This is a genomic window from Pseudomonas putida NBRC 14164 (assembly GCF_000412675.1).
GTDB lineage: Bacteria > Pseudomonadota > Gammaproteobacteria > Pseudomonadales > Pseudomonadaceae > Aquipseudomonas > Aquipseudomonas putida.
This window is the reverse complement of record NC_021505.1, coordinates 2,409,119-2,429,623: the sequence shown is the minus strand read 5'-3', so window position 1 is coordinate 2,429,623 and position 20,505 is coordinate 2,409,119. Positions and strand designations below refer to the sequence as shown.

Genomic DNA, 20,505 nt, shown 5'->3' with positions numbered 1-20,505 from the left:
CCGGCCTCTTCGCGGCACAAGGCCGGTACAGTCAACCGACCTGTTGCATACCCACACACAACTCAAGAAACCGCGCCGCCGCCCGCGATGGCGTCGCGGCATGCGGCATCAGAATGGAAAACCGCCTGACCAAAGGCTGCGGCGCAACCTGCAACCTGTGCAGCGCCCCATCCTCATGGCGGATGGACATCGCCGACACAAAGCCAACCCCCATCCCCGCACGCACCGCCTCCTTCACCCCTTCCACCCCGGCAATTTCCAGCGCTACGCGCATCGCCACACCATCACGGGCAAACGCCCGCTCGACAATCTGCCGCACTCCCGAGCCGCTCTCGCGCAGCACCAGCGGGTAAGCACCCAGCGACGCCAAGGCCTGCTGGTCACTGCCTGCCAGCGGATGACCACTGGGCACGATGGCAACGATCTCGTCCTCGCGCCAGGCCGTCACTTGCGTGCCCAAGGGCAACTCCTGCCCAGGCGGCCCTTCGATCAGGGCGATGTCGACACTGTCCAGCGCAGCGACGATCTCTGCCGTGTTGCCGTGCGATGTAGTCACCAGCACGTCCGGGTGGCGGGCATGGAAGTCGGCGATCAGGTAAGGCAGCAGGTAGCTGGCAGGTGTGGTACTGGCACCGATACGCAAGGTACCGCGCTCCAGGCCACGCATGGCCTCACGCAGTGCCCTGGCCTGGCGGAAGGTTTCGCGCAGGCGCTCGGCATGGGCCAGCAACTGCTCGCCGGCTGCCGTCAACCGCACACCACGGCCGGCACGCTGATACAGCGGCTCGCCAAAAGCCTCCTGCAGCAGCTTGAGCTGGCCGGACACCGCCGGCTGCGACAGGTGCAGCGCCTGGGCCGCATGGCTGATGTTGCCGTGCTCGGCGACAGTGGCAAATGTTATCAGTTGTTCTGGGGTCATTATTCAAAAATATCAGCTAAACGGATATTTGCCATTCCAAATTACGATTTTTTATAAGCTTATAACCAGATTAACGTAGGCCTTGTCGAAATACCTTTCCGGAGGACTCACATGGCCACGGTTCCGTCCCACCCCGCTTATTCGCCTACCCTCTCTACCCGAGGGCGGCTCAACGGCATCCTGTTCGTCGCGCTTTTTGCGCTTGCAGTCACTCAGCTGGCGGCCTTGCCTGCCATCGCCAACCTGGGCATCAGCCCGTTGATTGTCGGCATCGTCGCCGGCGCGCTGTACGGCAATGCCTTGCGCGATGGTGTACCGGCCAGCTGGGCTGCCGGCATAAACTTTTCGGCCCGCGGCCTGCTGCGCATTGCCGTGGCCTTCTTTGGCCTGCGGGTCAGCCTGCAGGAAATCGCCGAAGTCGGCTGGTCGGGGCTGCTCGTGTCGTTGCTGGTGGTGTCCAGCACCCTGCTGATCGGCCTGTGGTGTGGCATGAAGCTGTTCAAGCTGGACCGCGATACCGCTCTGCTGACCGCCGCTGGCAGCGCCATCTGTGGCGCCGCCGCCGTGCTGGCCTTCGAATCGGCACTGCGCAGTGCACCGCACAAGAGCGCCATGGCCGTCGGCAGCGTGGTGTTGTTCGGCACCTTGTCGATGTTCCTCTACCCGCTGGCCATCAACGCCGGCTGGCTGCACCTGGACACCCTGGGCGCCGGGCTTTTCCTGGGCGGCACTATCCACGAAGTCGCTCAAGTAGTGGGCGCAGCCAGTAACGTCAGCCCTGAAGCCACCCACATCGCCACCATCGTCAAGATGACCCGGGTGATGCTGCTGGTACCGGTACTGCTGGTGGTAGGCCTGTGGATCAGCCGCTCGCGCAAGGCCGGCCAGGCGCAGGGCAATGGGCGCATTGCGATGCCCTGGTTCGCCTTCGGCTTCCTTGCCCTGGTGCTGGTGAATTCACTGCAGGTACTGCCGGGTAGCGTGACCCAGGCGGTGAACAGCCTCGACACTTTTGCCCTGACCATGGCCATGACTGCACTGGGTATGGAAACCCGCTTCAGCCAGATTCGCCAGGCCGGGCCAAAGGCGCTGGCTACCGGGGCGATTCTGAACCTGTGGCTGGTAGGCGGTGGCTTGGCAATTACCCTCGGCGTGCAGAAGCTGTTGGGATAAATCGGGACCGGGTTGGCTTCTTCGCGGGCTCGCCCGCTTCCACAGGGATCCGCACTGTACCTGTGAGGGCGGGCAAGCTCGCGAAGAAGCCAAACCGGTCTCAAGGTTTTTCACCAGCCCCCTCGTTGCCGTCCACATTTCTCGGTATGGTGTTGTCAAAGAAGGATGTTTTACCCGCACAGGAAAGACTTAGATGCCTCAACGCAATGTCATCAATGCATCCGTCAGCCCCAAAGGCAGCCTGGAAACGCTGTCACAACGTGAAGTGCAGCAACTGAGTGAAGTCGGTACCGGTAGCCTTTACACCCTGTTCCGCCAGTGCGCCCTGGCCATCCTCAACACCGGCGCCCATGTCGACAATGCCAAGACTATCCTCGAGGCCTACAAGGACTTCGAGGTTAAAATCCACCAACAGGACCGCGGCGTGCGTCTGGAGCTGCTGAATGCCCCGGCCGACGCCTTCGTCGATGGCGAAATGATCGCCAGCACCCGTGAAATGCTGTTCAGCGCCCTGCGCGACATCGTCTACACCGAGAGCGAGCTGGCCAGCCAGCGCATCGACCTGGAAAGCTCCCAGGGCATCACCGATTACGTGTTCCACCTGCTGCGCAACGCGCGCACCCTGCGCCCGGGTGTGGAGCCGAAGATGGTGGTGTGCTGGGGCGGCCACTCGATCAGCACCGAGGAATACCAGTACACCAAGAAGGTCGGCCACGAACTGGGCCTGCGCAAGCTGGACGTGTGCACCGGCTGCGGCCCTGGCGTGATGAAGGGGCCGATGAAAGGCGCCACCATCGCCCACGCCAAGCAGCGCATGCATGGCAGCCGCTACCTGGGCCTGACCGAGCCGGGCATCATCGCCGCCGAGGCGCCCAACCCGATCGTCAACGAGCTGGTGATCCTGCCGGACATCGAGAAACGCCTGGAAGCCTTCGTGCGTGTCGGTCACGGCATCATTATCTTCCCCGGCGGTGCCGGCACGGCCGAGGAGTTCCTCTACCTGCTGGGCATCCTCATGCACCCGGACAACCACGACGTGCCGTTCCCGGTGGTGCTCACCGGCCCGCGCAGCGCCGAGCCTTACCTGCAACAATTGCATGCCTTCGTCGGCGCCACCCTGGGCGAGGCGGCGCACTGCTTGTACGAAATCATCATTGATGACCCGGCCGAAGTTGCCCGGCACATGGTCGAAGGGCTCAAGGAGGTCAAGCAGTTCCGCCGTGAGCGCAACGACGCCTTCCACTTCAACTGGCTGCTGAAGATCGAAGAGAGCTTCCAGCGCCCGTTCGACCCGACCCACCAGGCCATGGCCGAGCTGGACCTGCGCCGCGAGCTGCCACCCCATGAACTGGCTGCCAACCTGCGCCGGGCTTTTTCGGGCATCGTTGCCGGGAACGTCAAGGACAAAGGCATCCGCCTGATCGAGGAACACGGGCCGTATCAGATCCACGGCGACAGCGCTGTACTGGACCCCCTGGGCCGGCTGCTACAGGCCTTCGTCGACCAGCACCGCATGAAACTGCCCGGCGGCGCAGCGTATGTGCCGTGCTACCAGGTAGTAACCTGACACCCGCTGCCTGAACAGTCATCCCAGGCTATTGGGGCCGCTTCGCGGCCCATCGCCGGCAAGCCAGCTCCCACAGGGCCCGCGCAATACTGAAGGTCTGCGCAGTACTTGTGGGAGCTGGCGTGCCGGCGATGGGCTGCGCAGCAGCCCCATTAGTCTATTGGTTGAGGTCAGCCATCGGCCGCTCAACAAACCGAATGCTATCGCGCCCACTGCGTTTGGACTGGTACAAGGCCACATCCCCCTGCTCGATCAACGCCGCCAGGCTCGCCGGCGGCTGGTCGAACAGGTTCACGCCGATGCTCAAGGTAACCGCGTGCGGCGTAGGCACGGTCTTGCTGGCATACTGCTGAAATTGCTCACGCAAAAACCCACCCAGCTCCATGACCCGCTCGCTACTCGCCCCGCTCAACAAGATGACGAACTCATCGCCGCCCAACCGCGCGGCCAGCGCGCGCTCGGGTAGCACCGTACGAATCATCTCGCTCAGGGCAATCAGCAACCGGTCCCCGGCGATATGCCCGTGCAGGTCGTTGACCAGCTTGAAGTTGTCGATGTCGATCAGCAGCAACGCCCCGGGCTGCGCCGGGCTGACGTCCTTGAAGAAATGCCCTGCCCGTACCTCCAGCGCTCGCCGGTTGTACAGCGCGGTCAACGGGTCGCGGGCTGCCAGCCGGGCAATCCGCTCCTCGCGCCGATAGCGCACTGTGCCGGTCATCGACAAGGCAATCAGCATGATCGCCATCGCCCCCTCGACCAGGGAAATCTGAATGATCATCCCGCCAAAGGTGGCCAGGTCAATCAACGTTCCCGGCGTGATCGCAATGACCGCCTTGGCCACATAGAACAGCCCGTGAACCAGCAGTACATAACGCAGCTGCACGGCCCCGACACTCAGCGACTTGCCGTGGGGCCGCAACAGGAAGCTGGCCTTCAGCGTCAATGCCGCCACCAGCAACGAGTTGACCATCAGCATCACCTTCGACCACTGCGGCCCTACGGGCAACAACAGCAAGGCGAACCAGACCACCACAATCATCAGCCAGGCCCGCGACAAGCGGTCCTGGGTAAAGCGCAGTACGCCCATCAGGAAAAAACAGTGTGCCACCACCAGCAAACCGTTGGCGAACCAGATGCCGATGAACAACAACCCGACCCCGCGCAACAAGGCCAGGATACAACCGACAGTAATAGTGGCAAAACCGGCACTCCAGAACAGCAGTGAGGTTTCGCGGACACTGCGCCACTCAATCGCCAGGTACAGGGCAGCCGCCGCTGCCAGGGCGACCGAGATGGTCAGCATCGTGGGTGGATCTAGCGCCATATACGCATTGGCCTATCTGGTTAACGAGGAAAAGGCCCGATTGTATGCGCTCGTGATGACTTTTCAGAGGGGCCTTGCACGGTTGACTGCAAATGATAGCCCAGCCCCTGTAGATAGAGGCATGCCAGCAATATCATTTTGACATCAAGGCACAGTGTTCACTACAGAAATCGCAGTGGTCTCGCCCCCCTCAAGCCCGGAGAGAAAACTCACCAGTTGCCGCCCATGCGAGCTCAATTGCTCCCAGTCACGGAAGCACAGGCGAAGCTCCAGGGTGGCCCAGCTTTCGGCCAGGGCCACCCTGCGCACCGGCAGCTCCTGTTCGGCGCGAAGGGCCGCTGTTTCAGGCAGCATTGCCACCCCTGCACGCTGTGCCACCAACTGAGCGATCGCCTCGAAACTCGGTGCACGCACCCGAACCTTCAGGGGCATGGCCAGCTTCATCGCCATTTCCTCGACAAAACGCTGCATCGGCCGCTCACCCGGGAGGCAGATGAACGCAAAGCCCAAGGCGTCGACCAGGCGTAGCTGCTCGCGCCCGGCCAGTGGATGACCGGCAGGCACCAGCATCACCAGGCGCTCGGTGCGAAACGGCAGCGATACCACGCCCTCACTGTTCAGGATGCCGTCATACACACCGATCTCGCATTCGTTGGCCACCACTACCCGCAGCACATCCACGCTCTTGTGCTCGACCAGCTGCAGGTCGACTTCCGGGTAGTCCGCCAGGAACGGCCCCAACACGGCGGGCAGCAATGTGCTGTTGGTCACGGTGGAAGCCGCCAGGCGCAAGGTGATGCGGTGCTCACCAGACAGCTCTTTCAAGGTGCCCTGCAGCTTTTGCGCCTCAGCGAGGACGGTTCGCGCGCCCTCGAGCACCAGTCGCCCGGATGGCGTTAGCTGCATGCCAGCGGCATTACGGATGAACAGCGCCAGCCCGCAGCGCTCTTCCAGCAGGCGCAGGCGATTACTGGCGGCCGATACGGCCACCGGAAAGGTGGCAGCCGCCTTGCTCAGGCTGCCTGTGGCAGCGATGGCCAGCAGCAGGCGCAGGTCAGTCAGGTCGAATGGCATGACTTCTCCAAAAGCGAACACCCTGTTCGATTAAAAGCGATTCTAGCTTAGCCGCCTTCTGTTCAGAATAAGCCCTGTCATTCTTCTGCTTCGGGTACTCCATGAACGCATTACGCAGCCTGATCCAACGCCAGATGCAGAGCGGCGCCTTGTACGCCGTGCTGGCCGCCCTGGGCTTCAGCTTCAAGGCGATTTTCGTCAAGCTCGCGTACGCTGCCGGGCCGGTGGACGCCATCAGCCTGCTGGCGATGCGCATGGGGCTGGCGCTACCGTTGTTCGCCTGGCTGGTATGGGCCAGCCGTAGCCAAGGCAGCGCCCCGCTCAAACTGGGCGACGGTTTGCGTGTGTGCTTGCTTGGGCTGCTGGGTTATTACCTGGCCAGCCTTTTCGACTTTTATGGTTTGCAGTACATCAGCGCCGGGCTCGAGCGGCTGATCCTGTTCACCTACCCGACGCTGGTGCTGGTGTTCCAGGCCATCGCCCTGCGTGAGCGGCCAAGCCTGCGCACCTTGTCGGCCATGGGCCTGTGCTACCTGGGGCTGGGCATCGCCTTCGTCCACGACGTCAGTGTCGCCGGGGTTGGCCAACAGGTGGTGCTGGGCTCGCTGTGGGTGTTCGCCAGTGCGGTGACCTACGCGCTGTATTATTCCGGCACCGGGATGATGCTCAAGCGGATGGGCTCGATGCGCCTGGCCGGGCTGTGCGGCACCGCGTCGTCGCTGATGGTGCTGGCGCATTACCTGCTGGTGGCACCGGTCGGGCAGCTGTGGCAGTTGCCGGGCGCGGTGTGGGCCAACGCCGGGTTGATGGCGGTGTTTTCCACGGTATTGCCGATCTACTGGGTGGCGCTGGCAATCCAGCGGCTCGGGCCGACTCACACTGCGGCAGTGGGCAACCTGGGGCCGGTGCTGACGGTGTTGGCGTCATGGGCACTCTTGAGTGAAGAGATTTCGCTGTACCAGGTCATCGGGCTGGCAGTGGTGCTGTTTGCAGTGTCGCGGCTCAAGCCGCAAAGCAAGAAGAAAGCCGAGATAGCCACAGCGACCGAACCGGCACGTTCTCTGTAGGAGCGGCCTTGCCGGGACGCTCCTGCGAAGAGCGCACCCGACAAATCATCAGAGCACCCGCTTGATCAACGGCTCCAACCGGCTAAAACGCAACCGCCGCAGAAGCTTGCGTACTTCCTTGGGGTGTTCGGCCTTCACCCCCAAGGCCTCTGCCGAGGCAATCTTCGGCGCATGCCGGCGTAGCTCGGTCAGCTCCGCTTCCCGTGGCGCCAGCCATTGCCCTTGCGGGTCATCGATCAGCAGGCCGTTTTCCAGGTCCAGGTTGAACCCGCGCGGGTTCAGGTTGTTCCCGGTCAGCAGCGAATAGCGCTGGTCGGCCCACACGCCCTTGGCATGGAAGGTATGCCCGGGATCGTTCCAGATCCGCACTTGTAGCTGGCCGCTGGCAATCGCCGCATGGCGGCGTCGGGCGAAGGCACGCAGGTTGTCTTCGTACAGATAAGGCAAGGCGCCACTGGCACTGAACGGCTCACCCGGGGCGATATAGAAGTCGTTGGCCGTGCGGTCACCGACGATCAGCTCGACGTGCACCCCCCGCTCCAGCGCATGGTCAAGCTCGCGCATGACCACACGCGGCGGGTTGAAATACGGCGTACTGATGATGAGTTGCGTGCGCGCCGCCGCCAACAGGGCGCACATTGCCCGGTTCAACGGGTTGCCACGGCCCACGCCCAGCAGCGGAATCACCCGCAACCCCTGCCCTGCCACGCTGGCTGGTGCCTCGTAGGCCATGCGCCGCAACCGCGCTCGCAAGCGCCGGATATCGCCGCGCAGGCTGCGGGTGGCAGGTTGTGCAGGCAAGTCGAGGCGTGGTGTAGCGGTGTGGTGCAACAGGCGCTGTACCAGGTCGACCATGGCGTCGGCAAGCCCCGGCGACTGGAACAGGTGGTAGCGGTCCAGGCGATAGCGGTCGAAGCGGTGCAGGTAGACGTTGTTCAGGCTGGCGCCGGTGTAGATCACGCAATCGTCGATGATGCTGCCCTTCAAGTGCAGCACGCCGAACAGCTCGCGGGTCTGCACCGGTACCCCGTGAATGACGATATCCAGCCCGCGCAACTGGCGCTGGGCCTGATACCAGGCAGCGTTACCCGGCTGGCGCCCGCCCCCCAGCAGACCACGGCGGGCACGGAACCAGTCGACCACGATGGTGATTTCCAGGCCTGGCCGCTCGGCCTTGGCCTGGTACAAGGCATCCAGCACTTCCTGGCCGGCCTCGTCTTCCTGCAGGTACAGTGCGACGATGACGATGCGCCGGGTCGCGGTGCGGATGCGCTCGAGCAGGCAGGCGCGGTATGCCTTGGCATCGGGCAGCACCTGGATCGACTCGGGCGATATGGCGTAGCCTGGCAATGCCGCCAGCATGGATTCGGGGTTCACGAACGATCACCTTCTCTGTGCAATCACTGTCGGCCCTGCCAGCCGGCGGGGCCATTCCTGGCCGCTGCGCCCGGGGTGTAAGATCAACCCGGCAACGACCTATAACAACAAGAACCACGCGAGGCTGTATTTCTTTCTGCCCCTGACGAACTCTGCCTCAGCTTGCACAGGAACAGCGCAATGGTCCACCCCGCTTCTACAAACCTGTCGCCGTCTATTGTAAAGAGTTGTTCCGTAAAGACCTTCGGCTTTCTGATTTTGCCCAATTTCACCACCATCGGCCTGGCGTCGGCGGTGGAAACCCTGCGCATGGCCAACCTGGCCGCGCGCAAGCCTCTGTTTCGCAGCGTGCTGATTGCCGCAGACGAGGCACCCGTGGTCGCCAGCAACGGCATGCGGGTACTGCCCGACTACAGCATCGCCAACGCTCCGGAGCTGGACACGTTGCTGGTGGTCGGCGCCAACCCGATCGACCGTGGCCGTAGCAGCCGCCCGCTGATCGACTGGTTGCGCAAGCTGGCCCGCCAGCACCTGCCATTGGGCGGTATCTGCACCGGTAGCTACTTGCTGGCCAAGGCCGAACTGCTCAAAGGCTACCGCTGCACCATCCACTGGGAAGACCTGCCGACATTGCAGGCGCACTTCCCCGGCATTGTCATTTCCAGCCAGCTGTTCGAACTGGACCGCGACCGTTATACCTGCTCGGGCGGTGTGGCAGCCATGGACATGATGCTGCAACTGGTGGCCCGCGAACCCGGGGGCCAGGACATTGCGGCCAAGGCGGCAGAGCTGTTGCTGTGCGACCGGGTGCGGGGCGAGCGCGATCGCCAGCGGGTACCGCTGCGCACCCTGCTTGGCAGCGCCCAACCCAAGCTGAGCCAGGTGGTGGCGATCATGGAGGCCAACCTGGAGGAACCATTGGGGCTCGAGGAGCTTGCCAGCCTCAACGAGGTGACCGTGCGCCAGCTGGAGCGGCTGTTCCACAAGTACCTGCAGCGCACGCCCAGCCAGTATTACCTGGAGCTGCGGCTGTCGCGGGCGCGGGAGTTGCTGCTGCGCAGCGATGTGCAGGTGCGCGAGGTGGCGCTGGCCTGCGGGTTCAGCTCGCCGGCGCATTTTTCCAAGAGTTACAGCCGGTTCTTTGGCTTGTCACCGCTGGGGGAGCGACGGCAGGCTTCGCTGCATTAATTCAAGTTTTTACTGGTTTTACCGGCCTCTTCGCGGGCATGCCCGCGAAAAGGCCGGTACAGGTTAGTTAATCCTCCAGGGCGGAATGTGCGGTCTCCCGACACATCAGCATGGCTACCAGTGCCACCAGTGCTGCTGCCAGCAAATACCCCGCCGGCGCCAGCTTGCTGCCAGTCACCTGAATCAGCCAGGTAGCAATGAACGGTGCAGTCCCGCCAAACAGCGCGTTGGCCACATTGAAGCTGAGGGCAAACCCACTGAAGCGCACGCGGGTCGGGAAAATCTCGGCCAGCAGGCACGGCAAGGTTCCGTCGTTCATTGCCAGTATCGCCCCGAAGCAAATCTGGATCGCCAGGATGACCAGCAGCGGTTGCCCGTCAAGCAGGCGGAACAACGGCACGGTCAGCCCCAGGAACAACAGCGAAGCCACCACCAGCATGGTCTTGCGGCCAAACCGGTCGGACAGCCGCCCCATCAGGAAGATCAAGCCAATATAAGTGGCGAGCGATACTGTCGAAGCAATGAATGAATCCCGCTCGCTCATGCCCATTTCACTGGACAGGTAGGTCGGCATGTAGCTGAGCAGCAGGTAGAACGCCACCGCGTTCAGGCAAGTAACGCCAATGCCGATGGCCAGGCTGCGGCGGTGCTGGCCCAGCAGCTCGCGCAGCGGCGTCGGGCCCATGCCGGCCTTGTGTTCCAGGCGCTGCTCCATCTCCAGGAACTTGGGCGTGTCCTGCAGGCTCATGCGGATATAGCGCCCCACCAGGCCGAACGGCGCCGCCAGCAGGAACGGCAGGCGCCAGCCCCATTCATGCAGGGCTTCGCTGCTGAGCAGTTCGTGCAGTACCGCCACGAACGCCGCACCAAACAGCAACCCCGCTGCCGTGCTGGCCGGCACGATACTGGTGTACAGGCCACGCCGGCCGGCCGGCGCGTATTCGGCCAGGAACGCCGCAGCACCGGCGTACTCGCCCGACGCAGAAAAACCCTGCACCAGGCGGATCAGCAACAGCAGCGCCGGCGCCCACAAACCGATTTGCGCATAACCAGGCAGCAGGCCGATGCAGAAGGTCGATACCGACATGATCAGGATCGACCACGACAGTGCGTTGCGCCGACCATGGCGGTCGCCAAAGTGCCCCCAGACGATACCGCCTAGCGGGCGGACCAGGAACGACAGGGCAAACACGGCGAAGGTTGCCAGCAGGCCGGTGGTCTTGTCGGTCTGCGGGAAGAAGGTGGCGGCGATGATGGTGGCCAGGTAGCCGTAAGCGGCGTAGTCGAACCACTCGACGAAGTTACCCATGAAACTGGCCCGGGCGGCCTTGCGCAGGGCCTGGCGTTCGGCGTTGTGTGCGGGACCGGCGACGGCGGATGGGTCAAGTGTGGTGCTGGACATGACGGGTACCCTCTGGTTCTTTTAATTGGAGGCAGGGTCTGGTGGTCATACAGTGATATTTTTGTTGTCCGGGTTGGCCTCATCGCCGGCAAGCCAGCCCCCACACGGGACTCCACAGGCATTGCATGCTGTGCAGTATCTGCAGGCGCTGGCTTGCCGGCGATGAGGCCAGCTGCGGTCTTTATTTGCGAATGATGTTGTGCTCCGGCCCATACGGGAACCTGGTGATGTTCTCGGCGCCGTTGTCATTGACGATCAGGATGTCATGCTCGCGGTACCCGCCCGCCCCCGGTCGCCCCTCGGGCAGCATGATCATCGGTTCGATCGACACCACCATGCCAGGCTCCAGCACCGTGTCGATGTCTTCGCGCAGCTCCAGCCCCGCTTCGCGGCCGTAGTAGTGGCTCAAGGTGCCGAACGAGTGGCCATAGCCAAAGGTGCGGTACTGCAGCAGGTCGTGGCGCAGGAAGATTTCGTTCAGTTCACGGGCGATGTCGCTGCAGCGCATGCCTGGGCGTACCAGTTTCAACCCAGCCTCGTGCACCTCCACGTTGGCCTGCCAAAGGCGCAGGTATTCATCCGGGCAATGGTCGAGGAACAGTGTGCGCTCCAGCGCGGTGTAGTAGCCAGCGATCATCGGGAAACAGTTGAGGCTAAGGATTTCACCCTTGCCGACGCGACGGCTGGTCACCGGGTTGTGCGCGCCATCGGTATTGAGCCCGGACTGGAACCAGGTCCAGGTGTCCATCAGCTCCGCATCGGGGAAGCGCCTGGCAATTTCACGGACCATCGCCTGGGTGGCATGCAGCGCTACTTCATACTCCGGCACCTGCTCGCGCAGCGCCTCGACCACCGCCGCACCGCCAATGTCGGCCACCTGCGCACCGTGGCGGATCAGCGCCTGCTCCTCAGCCGACTTGATCATGCGCATGCGCATGCACGGCGCGCCAATGTCCAACAACTCGGCTTTGGGGTAGCAGGCGGCCAGCTTGGCGTGGTTCTGCAGGTTGAGGTGGTCGTGTTCGACGCCGATGCGCGAGGCCAGCGGCAGCGCCTGCTGGATGGCAACGAAGTAGTTGTCGCGTTGCCAGTCGGTGTAGACGATGTTGTCAGTGCCGACCGTGCGCCGCCAGGGCTGCCCGCCATCGATATTGGCGCTGATCGAGACGACTTTGTCCTGGGTGATCACCAGCGCATATGGGCGGCCGAACGAGCAGTAGAGGAAGTCGCTGTAGTAGTTGACGTTGTGATACGACGTGAAGATCGCCGCTTCAATGTCCTGCTCGGCCATGTAGGCCCGCAGCCGGGCGTGGCGGGCTGCATATTCCTGCGCCGAAAAGGTCGGCTGCACCTTGTCGCCATTGCGGATTTTCAGGGTCTTGGGCATTTGCATGGTCGGGGTTCCTTGTCGTTGTGAGCACGCTGTTCAGGCCGGCCGCCTGAGAAGCATTGCAACAGAACCGACGAGGACGCTTTTGTATCTATCCGACCTGGAATTGGCGGGATCACCAGGGCCAAGGGGCTGCTCTGCAGCCCATTCGCGGGCTTGCCCGCTCCCACAGGATTTTCACCGCCTTGAGAGGCTGCGCTGTACCTGTGGGAGCGGGCAAGCCCGCGAATGGGGCGCAACGCGCCCCCCGCAACACCGTTACTTCAGGTCAAAACGATCCAGTTCCATGACCTTCTGCCAGGCGGCCACAAAGTCCCGCACGAACTTGTCACCCCCATCACTGCTGCCATACACCTCGCTCAACGCCCGCAGCTGGGCATGCGAACCAAACACCAGGTCAACCCGGCTACCACTCCACTTCACCTGCCCGGTCTTGCGGTCGCGGCCTTCGAAGGCCTCGTTGTCCGCCGAGGTCGGCTTCCATTCCACGCCCATGTCCAGCAGGTTGCGGAAGAAGTCGTTGCTCAGGGTGCCGGGCTTGTCGGTGAACACGCCCTGCTTGCTGCCGCCATGGTTGGCGCCCAGCACGCGCAGGCCGCCAATCAGCACGGTCAGCTCCGGCGCCGTCAGCGTCAGCAACTGGGCCTTGTCCAGCAGCAGCTTCTCAGCCTTGACGCTATAGCGGGCCTTGGTGAAGTTGCGGAAGCCATCGGCCAACGGCTCCAGCACGGCAAACGACTCGACATCGGTCTGCGCCTGAGACGCATCGACGCGGCCCGGGCGGAACCCTACGCTGCCCGTGTAACCGGCGTCCCTGGCGGCTTTTTCAACGGCTGCGGTACCGGCCAGCACGATCAGGTCGGCCAGAGAAACCTTCTTGCCGCCGTTGTTGAACTCGCCCTGGATCTTTTCCAGCGCCGCCAGCACTTTATCTACACCCTGGTTTGCAGCCCAGTCCTTCTGCGGTGCCAGGCGCAGGCGGGCGCCATTGGCCCCACCGCGCTTGTCGGAGCCACGGAAAGTCGACGCGGATGCCCACGCGGTGGAGACCAGTTCGCCCACGCTCAAGCCCGAAGCCAGGATCTTGGTCTTGAGATCTGCGATGTCTTGCTCGCTGATCGTGGCTGGATCTGCCTTGGGCAACGGGTCTTGCCACAGCAACTCTTCGTTGGGCATTTCCGGGCCCAGGTAACGGGCCAGCGGGCCCATGTCGCGGTGGATCAGCTTGTACCAGGCACGGGCAAAGGCATCCGCCAGCTGGTCCGGGTTGTCCTTGAAGCGACGGGCGATCGGCTCGTAGATCGGGTCGAAACGCAGCGCCAGGTCGGAAGTAAGCATCGACGGTGCGTGTTTCTTGCCCGGATCGTGGGCATCCGGCACGGTGCCTGCGCCTTTGCCCTCTTTCGGCCGCCACTGGTGCGCACCGGCCGGGCTCTTGGTCAATTCCCACTCAAAGTTGAACAGGTTGTTGAGATACTCGTTGCTCCACTTGGTCGGGGTAGAAGTCCAGGTCACTTCCAAGCCGCTGGTGATGGTATCCCCGCCTTTGCCGGTACCAAACTTGTTGGGCCAACCCAGGCCCTGCAGCTCAAGGCCCGCAGCTTCCGGCTCGGGGCCGACGTTGTCCGCAGGGCCGGCACCGTGGGTCTTGCCAAAGGCGTGGCCGCCGGCGATCAGCGCCACGGTTTCTTCATCGTTCATGGCCATGCGGCCAAAGGTTTCACGGATGTCCTTGCCCGAGGCCACCGGGTCGGGGTTACCTTCCGGGCCTTCCGGGTTCACGTAGATCAGGCCCATCTGCACGGCGGCCAGCGGGTTTTCCAGGTTCCGCTCGGCCGACAGGTCACGATTCTGTTCTTCGCCGTGCTTGGCCGGCTCGGCCACCAGGTCACCCTGGCCTGGCGGCTGGGCCTTGACCTGTTCCTTGCCGTAGCGGGTATCGCCGCCCAGCCAGACCTTTTCCGAGCCCCAATACACATCTTCGTCCGGCTCCCACACATCGGCGCGCCCGCCAGAGAAACCGAAGGTCTTGAAGCCCATGGATTCGAGGGCAACGTTACCGGTGAGCACGATCAGGTCGGCCCAGGAAATCTTGTTGCCGTATTTCTGCTTGATCGGCCACAGCAGGCGCCGGGCCTTGTCGAGGCTGACGTTGTCCGGCCAGCTGTTCAAAGGGGCGAAACGTTGCTGGCCAGAACCCGCACCACCGCGGCCATCGCCGATGCGGTAGGTGCCCGCGCTATGCCAGGCCATGCGGATGAACAACGGACCGTAGTGGCCGAAGTCGGCGGGCCACCAGTCCTGCGAGTCGGTCATCAAGGCGGTCAGGTCTTGCTTCAGGGCCTGGAAGTCGAGGCTCTTGAACGCCTTGGCATAATCGAAGTCCGGATCGGGGCTGGATTTCGACGAATGCTGGTGAAGAATGCGAAGGTTGAGCTGGTCAGGCCACCAGTCACGGTTGGTGGTGCCGCCACCTGCGGTTTGATGGAACGGGCATTTCGATTCGTTCGACATCTGCGGGTACCTTTGGGTCGGTTATCCAGATTTCCGGTCTATGCCAGGTGTTCTTTCAGCCGAGCGTGTGGGCTCGTGCTACCCCTCATCAGGTCTACACGGGGCCACGGGAAAGACTAGACGAGCTTGGGCAGAGTTCTAATAGAGTGGCTGTTAGGGGTTGATAGGCTGGCTCTGTCAGGTTTGCTGGTGCTGGCCTCTTCGCGGGTGAACCGCTAAGAGGCCGGCACATTCATACAAGGCAAGCAGGCCAGCGGCGTGCTTCAATACACCGCCAAGCCCTCTATATCCGGAACCTGAGCCCAATGAACCGCAACGACCTGCGCCGCGTCGACATGAACCTGCTGGTGCTGTTCGAAGCCCTGATGATCGAACGCAACCTGACCCGTGTCGGTGAAAAGCTGTTCATCACTCAGTCCACCGTCAGCGCCGCCCTCGCCCGCCTGCGCGAACTGTTCGACGACCCGTTGCTGATCCGCAGTGGCCGGGCCATGGAACCCACGCCAAGGGCCCTGCAGATCTTTGCCGAACTGGCGCCAGCGATGGACGTGATTTCCGCCGCCATCAGCCGCGCCCGCGAATTCGACCCGGCCAGCAGCTGCAATGTGTTCCGCCTGGGCCTGTCGGACGATGCCGAGTTCGGCCTGTTCCCGGCCTTGCTGCAGGCCCTGCGCGAAGAAGCCCCGGATATCAGTGTGGTGGTGCGCCGGGCCAACTTCCTGTTGATGCCAGGCCTGCTGGCCAGCGGCGAAATCTCGGTAGGTGTGAGCTACACCACCGACCTGCCGGCCACGGCCAAACGCCGCAAGCTGCGCGACATCGGCGTGCGCGTGCTGCGCGCCGACGACCGCCCCGGCCCGCTTACCCTCGATGAATACTGCGCGCGCCCGCATGTGATGGTGTCGTTCTCCGGCGACATGAGCGGCAACATCGACCTGGACCTGGCGCGCATCGGCCGTTGCCGCAAGGTGGTGCTGGCGGTGCCGCAGTTCGGCAGCCTGCGCGCCCTGCTGCGCAACACCGAGCTGATTGCCACCGTGCCGGACTACGCCGCCTGCGCCCTGGCCGACGACGGTAGCCTGCGCGCCGACCCGGCGCCGTTCGACATCACCGAGGCCGAACTGTCGATGGTCTGGAGCGGCACCCAGGACAACGACCCGGCCGAGCGCTGGCTACGCGAACGCATCTTGCAGTTCATGGCCCGGTAGCTAATCACTCACTTCTTGCGCTGCATCCACGCCGCGCCCAGCCCACTGAGGCAGATCACCGAAATACCCACCAGGCTCAGGGTATCCGGCACCTGCCTGTAGATGATTACCCCCAGCAGCCCGGCAAACACGATCTGGCAATAGCTGAACGGCGCCAGCAACGCCGGGGCTGCATGGCGGAAAGCCTGGGTCAGCAGCAGGTGTGCAGTCATGCCAAAGCCACCCAGCGCCAGCATCAGCAGCGCATGGTCCCAACGCGGCGTCTCCCAGAAGAACGGCACCAGCGCACTCATCGCCAAGGTGTTGCACAGCCCTGCATAGAAGTTGCTGGTGGTCGGGCTGTCATGGGCTGCGAGGATGCGCGTCAGCAACTGATAGAAGCAGAAGCCCAGCGCAGAGCCGAACGGGTACAGGATTGCCGGGGTGAACATCGCTCCACCCGGGTGCACCACCACCAGCACGCCGATAAAGCCCATCACCACCGCCACCCACTGCCCCACAGTCACCCGTTCTTTCAACAAAGGTGCCGATAACGCGGTGACCAGCACCGGGGCAAGAAAGTTGACCGCAGTGGCCTCGGCCAGCGGCAGGTATTGCAGCCCAGTGGTAAACAGCAGGCTGGTGCTCAGCAGGCTCAAGGCCCGCAGCGTCTGCAACACCGGGCGGCGCGTACGCAGCACGTTAAGGCCTGACTTGGGCAGGAAGATGCCGGCCATCAGCAGCGTATGCACCACGTACCGGGCCCAGACCACCATGACGATCGGGTACAGGCCGCCGAGGAATTTGGACAAGGCATCGTGGCTGGCAAACAGCAACGTCGCCACCACCACCAAGGCGATGCCGCGCAGGGGTTGGTTGACGCCGGACAGCGGTGTACTGGAACTCATGGCTCTCTCGATGACGGCGCGCCAGCAGGCAAGCCCAGGGAAGGCCGCACAGGCGTGGCCTGGCGGATGCGACTGCTCGAATTCTAGAAGAGATGCCGCAGCATAAGGAAGTTCATTTGCCGCTTGTCCACGCCGGCTGCAATTACTGTTCGCTGATCGACCACTTTGTGCCTTGAACGCATGGCCCGCGCCTCGCTGATCACCCACCATCGAGTGCGAACCCTGCACACCCTACAAGGAATTTACATGCAAAGGCTCACCACCCGTAGCGGTCTGGACCTGCCAGCAATCGGCTTGGGCACCTGGCCAATGACCGGCACCGAATGTACCCAGGCCGTGCACCAGGCGCTGGACGTGGGTTACCGGCACATCGACACTGCCACCGCCTACGAAAACGAAGCGGCCGTTGGCCAGGCCCTGCGCGACAGCGACGTGCCACGCGAGCAGATCCACCTCACCACCAAGGTGTGGTGGGACCGCCTGGAGCCCAAGGCCATGCGCCAGTCGCTTGAAGACAGCCTGCGCGCCCTGGGCACCGAGCAGGTCGACCTGTTCCACATTCACTGGCCCGGCAAGGACTGGGACCTGGCACGCAGCATCGACACCTTGGTAGCGCTGCGTGACGAGGGCAAGGCGCGCCACATTGGTGTGGCCAACTTCCCGCTGGGCCTGCTGCGCCAGGTGGTGGAAACCCTGGGGGCGCCGTTGTCGGCGATCCAGGTGGAATACCACGTGCTGCTCGGCCAGCAACCGCTGCTGGACTATGCCCGCCACCATGACCTGTTGCTTACCGCCTACACCCCGCTGGCCCGCGGCCAGGCGGCGGCGCAGCCGGTGATCCAGGCGATTGCCCGCAAGCACGGCGTGCTGCCCAGCCAGGTGGCGCTGAAGTGGTTGCTGGACCAGGACGGTGTGGCGGCGATTCCAAAGGCCAGTAGCCGCGAGAACCAGCTGGCCAACCTGGCAGCATTGAACGTGCAACTGGACGACGAGGATCGCGCGGCGATTGCCCAGTTGCCGAAAGATCAGCGGGTGGTGAGCCCGCCGTTTGCGCCAGACTGGAATAGCTGAAATTCGTAAGCGCGACACGGACCTTGTGGGAGCGGGCGTGCCCGCGAAGAAGCCAACTCGGTGGCTGGCACCGGCTGCGCCGGTGTTCGCAGGCATGCCCGCTCCCACAAGGATTGCACAAGCTCTTAAAATTTGAGCAAGACAATTACCCCCACAATGGGCTGCGTGAGCCGTCAGCCTGGCGTAATGACCTGCTTCAACCGCTCACTCGCCGGTGCCGGCCGCCCGTACAGGTAGCCCTGGAAATGCGAGCACCCTTCCGCCGCCAGCCGGCGCATCTGCTCTTCCGACTCCACCCCCTCGGCCGTGGTCTTGATCATCAGGCTGTTGGACAGGTCGGTAATGGCACGGATGATCGACATCGCCTCACGGCTTTCGCACATGTCATGCACGAACGACTTGTCGATCTTGATCCGGTCGAACGGGAACGACCGCAGGTAGCCGAGCGATGAATAGCCGGTGCCGAAATCGTCCAGCGAAATGGACACGCCCAGGTCTTTCAGCGCGCGCAAGGTGCGCACGTTTTCCTCGCTGTTACCCAGCAGCACCGACTCGGTGATTTCCAGTTCCAGGCGCTGCGCCGGCAGGCCCGAGTCGGCCAGGGCCAAGGCCACAACCTGCACCAGGTTGGCATTCTTGAACTGCACCGGCGACAGGTTGACCGACACCGTCTGCTCGCTGTCCCAGCTGGCCGCTTCCTGGCAGGCCAGGTTCAAGGCCCGGGTGCCCAGCTCATGAATCAACCCGGTTTCCTCGGCAATGGGGATGAAGTCCATGGGCATCACCATGCCACGGCTCGGGTGCTCCCAGCGCAGCAAAGCCTCGTAGCCAGTGATGCAATGGGTCTGCTGGTCGACCACCGGTTGGTAGTGCAGTTGCAGCTGGCCCAGGTGCAGCGCAGTACGCAGGTCGGTTTCCACCAGGCGGCGCTGGCGGGCTGCAACGTCCAGTTCCACCTCGAAGCACTCGTAGCGGTTTCGCCCGTTGCGCTTGGCCTCGTACAGCGCCATGTCGGCATAGCCGAGCAACTGCTCGGCCTGGTCATTGTCATCGGGGGCAATGGCAACGCCGATGCTCACCCCCACCGTGAACTGGTGGCCTTCGATCTGGAACGGCGGGCAAATGGCATTGATCAGGCGCTGCGCGGTGTTGCACGCGGCATCGCGGCCATCAAGCCCGGTCAGCACCACGGCAAACTCGTCACCGCCCAGGCGGGCCAGGGTGTCGTGTTCACGCAGCTCACGGCGCAGGCGCTTACCCAACTCACGCAACAACTTGTCGCCGAAGGCATGGCCCAGGGAATCGTTGATGTTCTTGAAGTTGTCCAGGTCCAGGCACAGTGCAGCGGTCAGCTTGGCGTTCTCGCTGCCACGCACCAGCGCCTGGCGCAGGCGTTCGTTGAACAGCGTGCGGTTGGGCAGCCCGGTGAGCGCGTCATGGTGCGCCATGTGGTGGATCTGCGCGTGAGCGGCCAGTTCCTCGGTGGCATCTTCGGCAACAAACAGCACGTAATCAGCCTGGCCTTCGCGGTTCTGGCTGAGCAAGGTACGGCTGCGCAGGGTACGCGGGCCACGGGCGGTGTCGACCCGGGTCTCGGCAGCATGGCCCTTGGTGCTACGGGCACCACGGGCCAGTTGCTGCTCAAGGTAGTCGGCAGCCGCCGGGCTCAGGCACTCGCCAGGCAGTTGGCCGATCATGCTGCGCTCTGGCCCGCCGAACAGGCGCTCGGCCTGCTGGTTGGCCAGCAGGATACGCTGGCTTTCCAGGTCCTGGACGATGACGCTGGCGGGGATATTGGCAATGACCGAATCCAGGAACTGCGAAAGCTTGGCCATTTCCTGGCTGTACTGCTCGGCCAGTTCCTTGGCCTGCAGCAGCTCCAGCTCCTGACGGCGGCGTTCGGAAATGTCGCGGGTAACCTTGGCAAACCCCACCAGTTGGCCGGCATCGTCGTACACGGCGTCGATCACCACATGGGCGTGGAAGGCCGAGCCATCCTTGCGCAGGCGTGAACCGATCTCTTCAAAGCGCCCGGTGCTGCGCGCCTGCTCCAGGTTATGCGCGGGCAACCCGGCGGCGCGCTCGGCATCGGTGTAGAACAGAGAGTAATGCTGGCCGACGATTTCCTCGGCGTGGTACCCCTTGGCACGCTGAGCGCCGGGGTTCCAGTTGGCGACGACACCTTCGGGGGTGAGCATGTAGATGGCATAGTCCACCACACTCTGAATCAATAGCCGGTACATGATGTCGGGGCTTGCGACTAACGACATGAACTTTACCTGAACCTTCGAAGCGCATGAAAAGGGACCCCGGCAAGCAGTGGCCGGGTTTTTGAAAGCGTTGA

Annotated in this window: 15 protein-coding genes; 6 read left to right on the top strand and 9 right to left on the bottom strand. The window is 63.3% G+C overall.

Annotation, left to right across the window (positions count from 1 at the left end):
• Window positions 1-31: 31 nt before the first annotated feature.
• Window positions 32-919, bottom strand: coding sequence for a LysR family transcriptional regulator (locus PP4_RS10840; protein WP_016499221.1), 888 nt, complete (start codon window positions 917-919; stop codon window positions 32-34).
• A gap of 111 nt (window positions 920-1,030) precedes the next feature.
• Between PP4_RS10840 and PP4_RS10835 the strand changes: the two genes are divergently transcribed.
• Both PP4_RS10835 and ppnN read left to right on the top strand, forming a co-directional pair.
• Window positions 1,031-2,092: a YeiH family protein gene (locus PP4_RS10835; protein ID WP_016499220.1), complete on the top strand. Its 1,062-nt coding sequence runs from the start codon at window positions 1,031-1,033 to the stop codon at window positions 2,090-2,092.
• A 193-nt stretch (window positions 2,093-2,285) separates the two neighbouring features.
• Window positions 2,286-3,659, top strand: a complete 1,374-nt coding sequence (gene ppnN, locus PP4_RS10830) for a nucleotide 5'-monophosphate nucleosidase PpnN (RefSeq protein WP_016499219.1) — start codon at window positions 2,286-2,288, stop codon at window positions 3,657-3,659.
• Window positions 3,660-3,816: 157 nt separating this feature from the next.
• Here the strand turns inward: ppnN and PP4_RS10825 are convergent, their stop codons facing one another.
• Both PP4_RS10825 and PP4_RS10820 read right to left on the bottom strand, forming a co-directional pair.
• Window positions 3,817-4,962 (bottom strand): GGDEF domain-containing protein, encoded by a 1,146-nt coding sequence (locus PP4_RS10825; RefSeq protein WP_016499218.1) that lies wholly within the window; start codon window positions 4,960-4,962, stop codon window positions 3,817-3,819.
• 165 nt (window positions 4,963-5,127) lie between these two features.
• On the bottom strand, window positions 5,128-6,057 hold the full coding sequence (locus tag PP4_RS10820) for a LysR substrate-binding domain-containing protein (RefSeq protein ID WP_016499217.1): 930 nt from the start codon (window positions 6,055-6,057) through the stop codon (window positions 5,128-5,130).
• A 101-nt stretch (window positions 6,058-6,158) separates the two neighbouring features.
• Between PP4_RS10820 and PP4_RS10815 the strand changes: the two genes are divergently transcribed.
• On the top strand, window positions 6,159-7,124 hold the full coding sequence (locus PP4_RS10815; RefSeq protein ID WP_016499216.1) for a DMT family transporter: 966 nt from the start codon (window positions 6,159-6,161) through the stop codon (window positions 7,122-7,124).
• 48 nt (window positions 7,125-7,172) lie between these two features.
• On the opposite strand, the gene pssA is transcribed toward PP4_RS10815, so the two are convergent.
• Window positions 7,173-8,501: a CDP-diacylglycerol--serine O-phosphatidyltransferase gene (gene pssA, locus PP4_RS10810; protein ID WP_016499215.1), complete on the bottom strand. Its 1,329-nt coding sequence runs from the start codon at window positions 8,499-8,501 to the stop codon at window positions 7,173-7,175.
• 180 nt (window positions 8,502-8,681) lie between these two features.
• Here pssA and PP4_RS10805 point away from each other — a divergent pair, with 180 nt between their 5' ends.
• Window positions 8,682-9,689 (top strand): GlxA family transcriptional regulator, encoded by a 1,008-nt coding sequence (locus PP4_RS10805; protein ID WP_016499214.1) that lies wholly within the window; start codon window positions 8,682-8,684, stop codon window positions 9,687-9,689.
• A 67-nt stretch (window positions 9,690-9,756) separates the two neighbouring features.
• Here the strand turns inward: PP4_RS10805 and PP4_RS10800 are convergent, their stop codons facing one another.
• From PP4_RS10800 to katG, 3 genes are all read right to left on the bottom strand, one after another.
• On the bottom strand, window positions 9,757-11,091 hold the full coding sequence (locus PP4_RS10800) for an MFS transporter (protein ID WP_016499213.1): 1,335 nt from the start codon (window positions 11,089-11,091) through the stop codon (window positions 9,757-9,759).
• Between the two features lie 181 nt (window positions 11,092-11,272).
• On the bottom strand, window positions 11,273-12,484 hold the full coding sequence (locus PP4_RS10795; RefSeq protein ID WP_016499212.1) for a M24 family metallopeptidase: 1,212 nt from the start codon (window positions 12,482-12,484) through the stop codon (window positions 11,273-11,275).
• 255 nt (window positions 12,485-12,739) lie between these two features.
• Window positions 12,740-14,995, bottom strand: a complete 2,256-nt coding sequence (gene katG / locus PP4_RS10790) for a catalase/peroxidase HPI (RefSeq protein WP_016499211.1) — start codon at window positions 14,993-14,995, stop codon at window positions 12,740-12,742.
• A 305-nt stretch (window positions 14,996-15,300) separates the two neighbouring features.
• Between katG and PP4_RS10785 the strand changes: the two genes are divergently transcribed.
• Window positions 15,301-16,203 carry a LysR family transcriptional regulator gene (locus PP4_RS10785; protein WP_016499210.1) on the top strand — a complete coding sequence of 301 codons (903 nt, stop codon included), beginning with the start codon at window positions 15,301-15,303 and terminating at the stop codon, window positions 16,201-16,203.
• A gap of 8 nt (window positions 16,204-16,211) precedes the next feature.
• On the opposite strand, the gene PP4_RS10780 is transcribed toward PP4_RS10785, so the two are convergent.
• Window positions 16,212-17,090, bottom strand: coding sequence for a DMT family transporter (locus PP4_RS10780; RefSeq protein WP_016499209.1), 879 nt, complete (start codon window positions 17,088-17,090; stop codon window positions 16,212-16,214).
• Window positions 17,091-17,336: 246 nt separating this feature from the next.
• On the opposite strand from PP4_RS10780, the gene PP4_RS10775 reads away from it, so the two are divergent.
• Window positions 17,337-18,161 (top strand): aldo/keto reductase, encoded by an 825-nt coding sequence (locus PP4_RS10775; protein ID WP_016499208.1) that lies wholly within the window; start codon window positions 17,337-17,339, stop codon window positions 18,159-18,161.
• Between the two features lie 173 nt (window positions 18,162-18,334).
• Here PP4_RS10775 and PP4_RS10770 read toward each other — a convergent pair whose 3' ends face one another.
• The gene (locus tag PP4_RS10770; protein ID WP_016499207.1) at window positions 18,335-20,431 is read right to left on the bottom strand and encodes a putative bifunctional diguanylate cyclase/phosphodiesterase; all 2,097 of its coding nucleotides are present in this window, start codon (window positions 20,429-20,431) and stop codon (window positions 18,335-18,337) included.
• Window positions 20,432-20,505 lie beyond the last annotated feature (74 nt).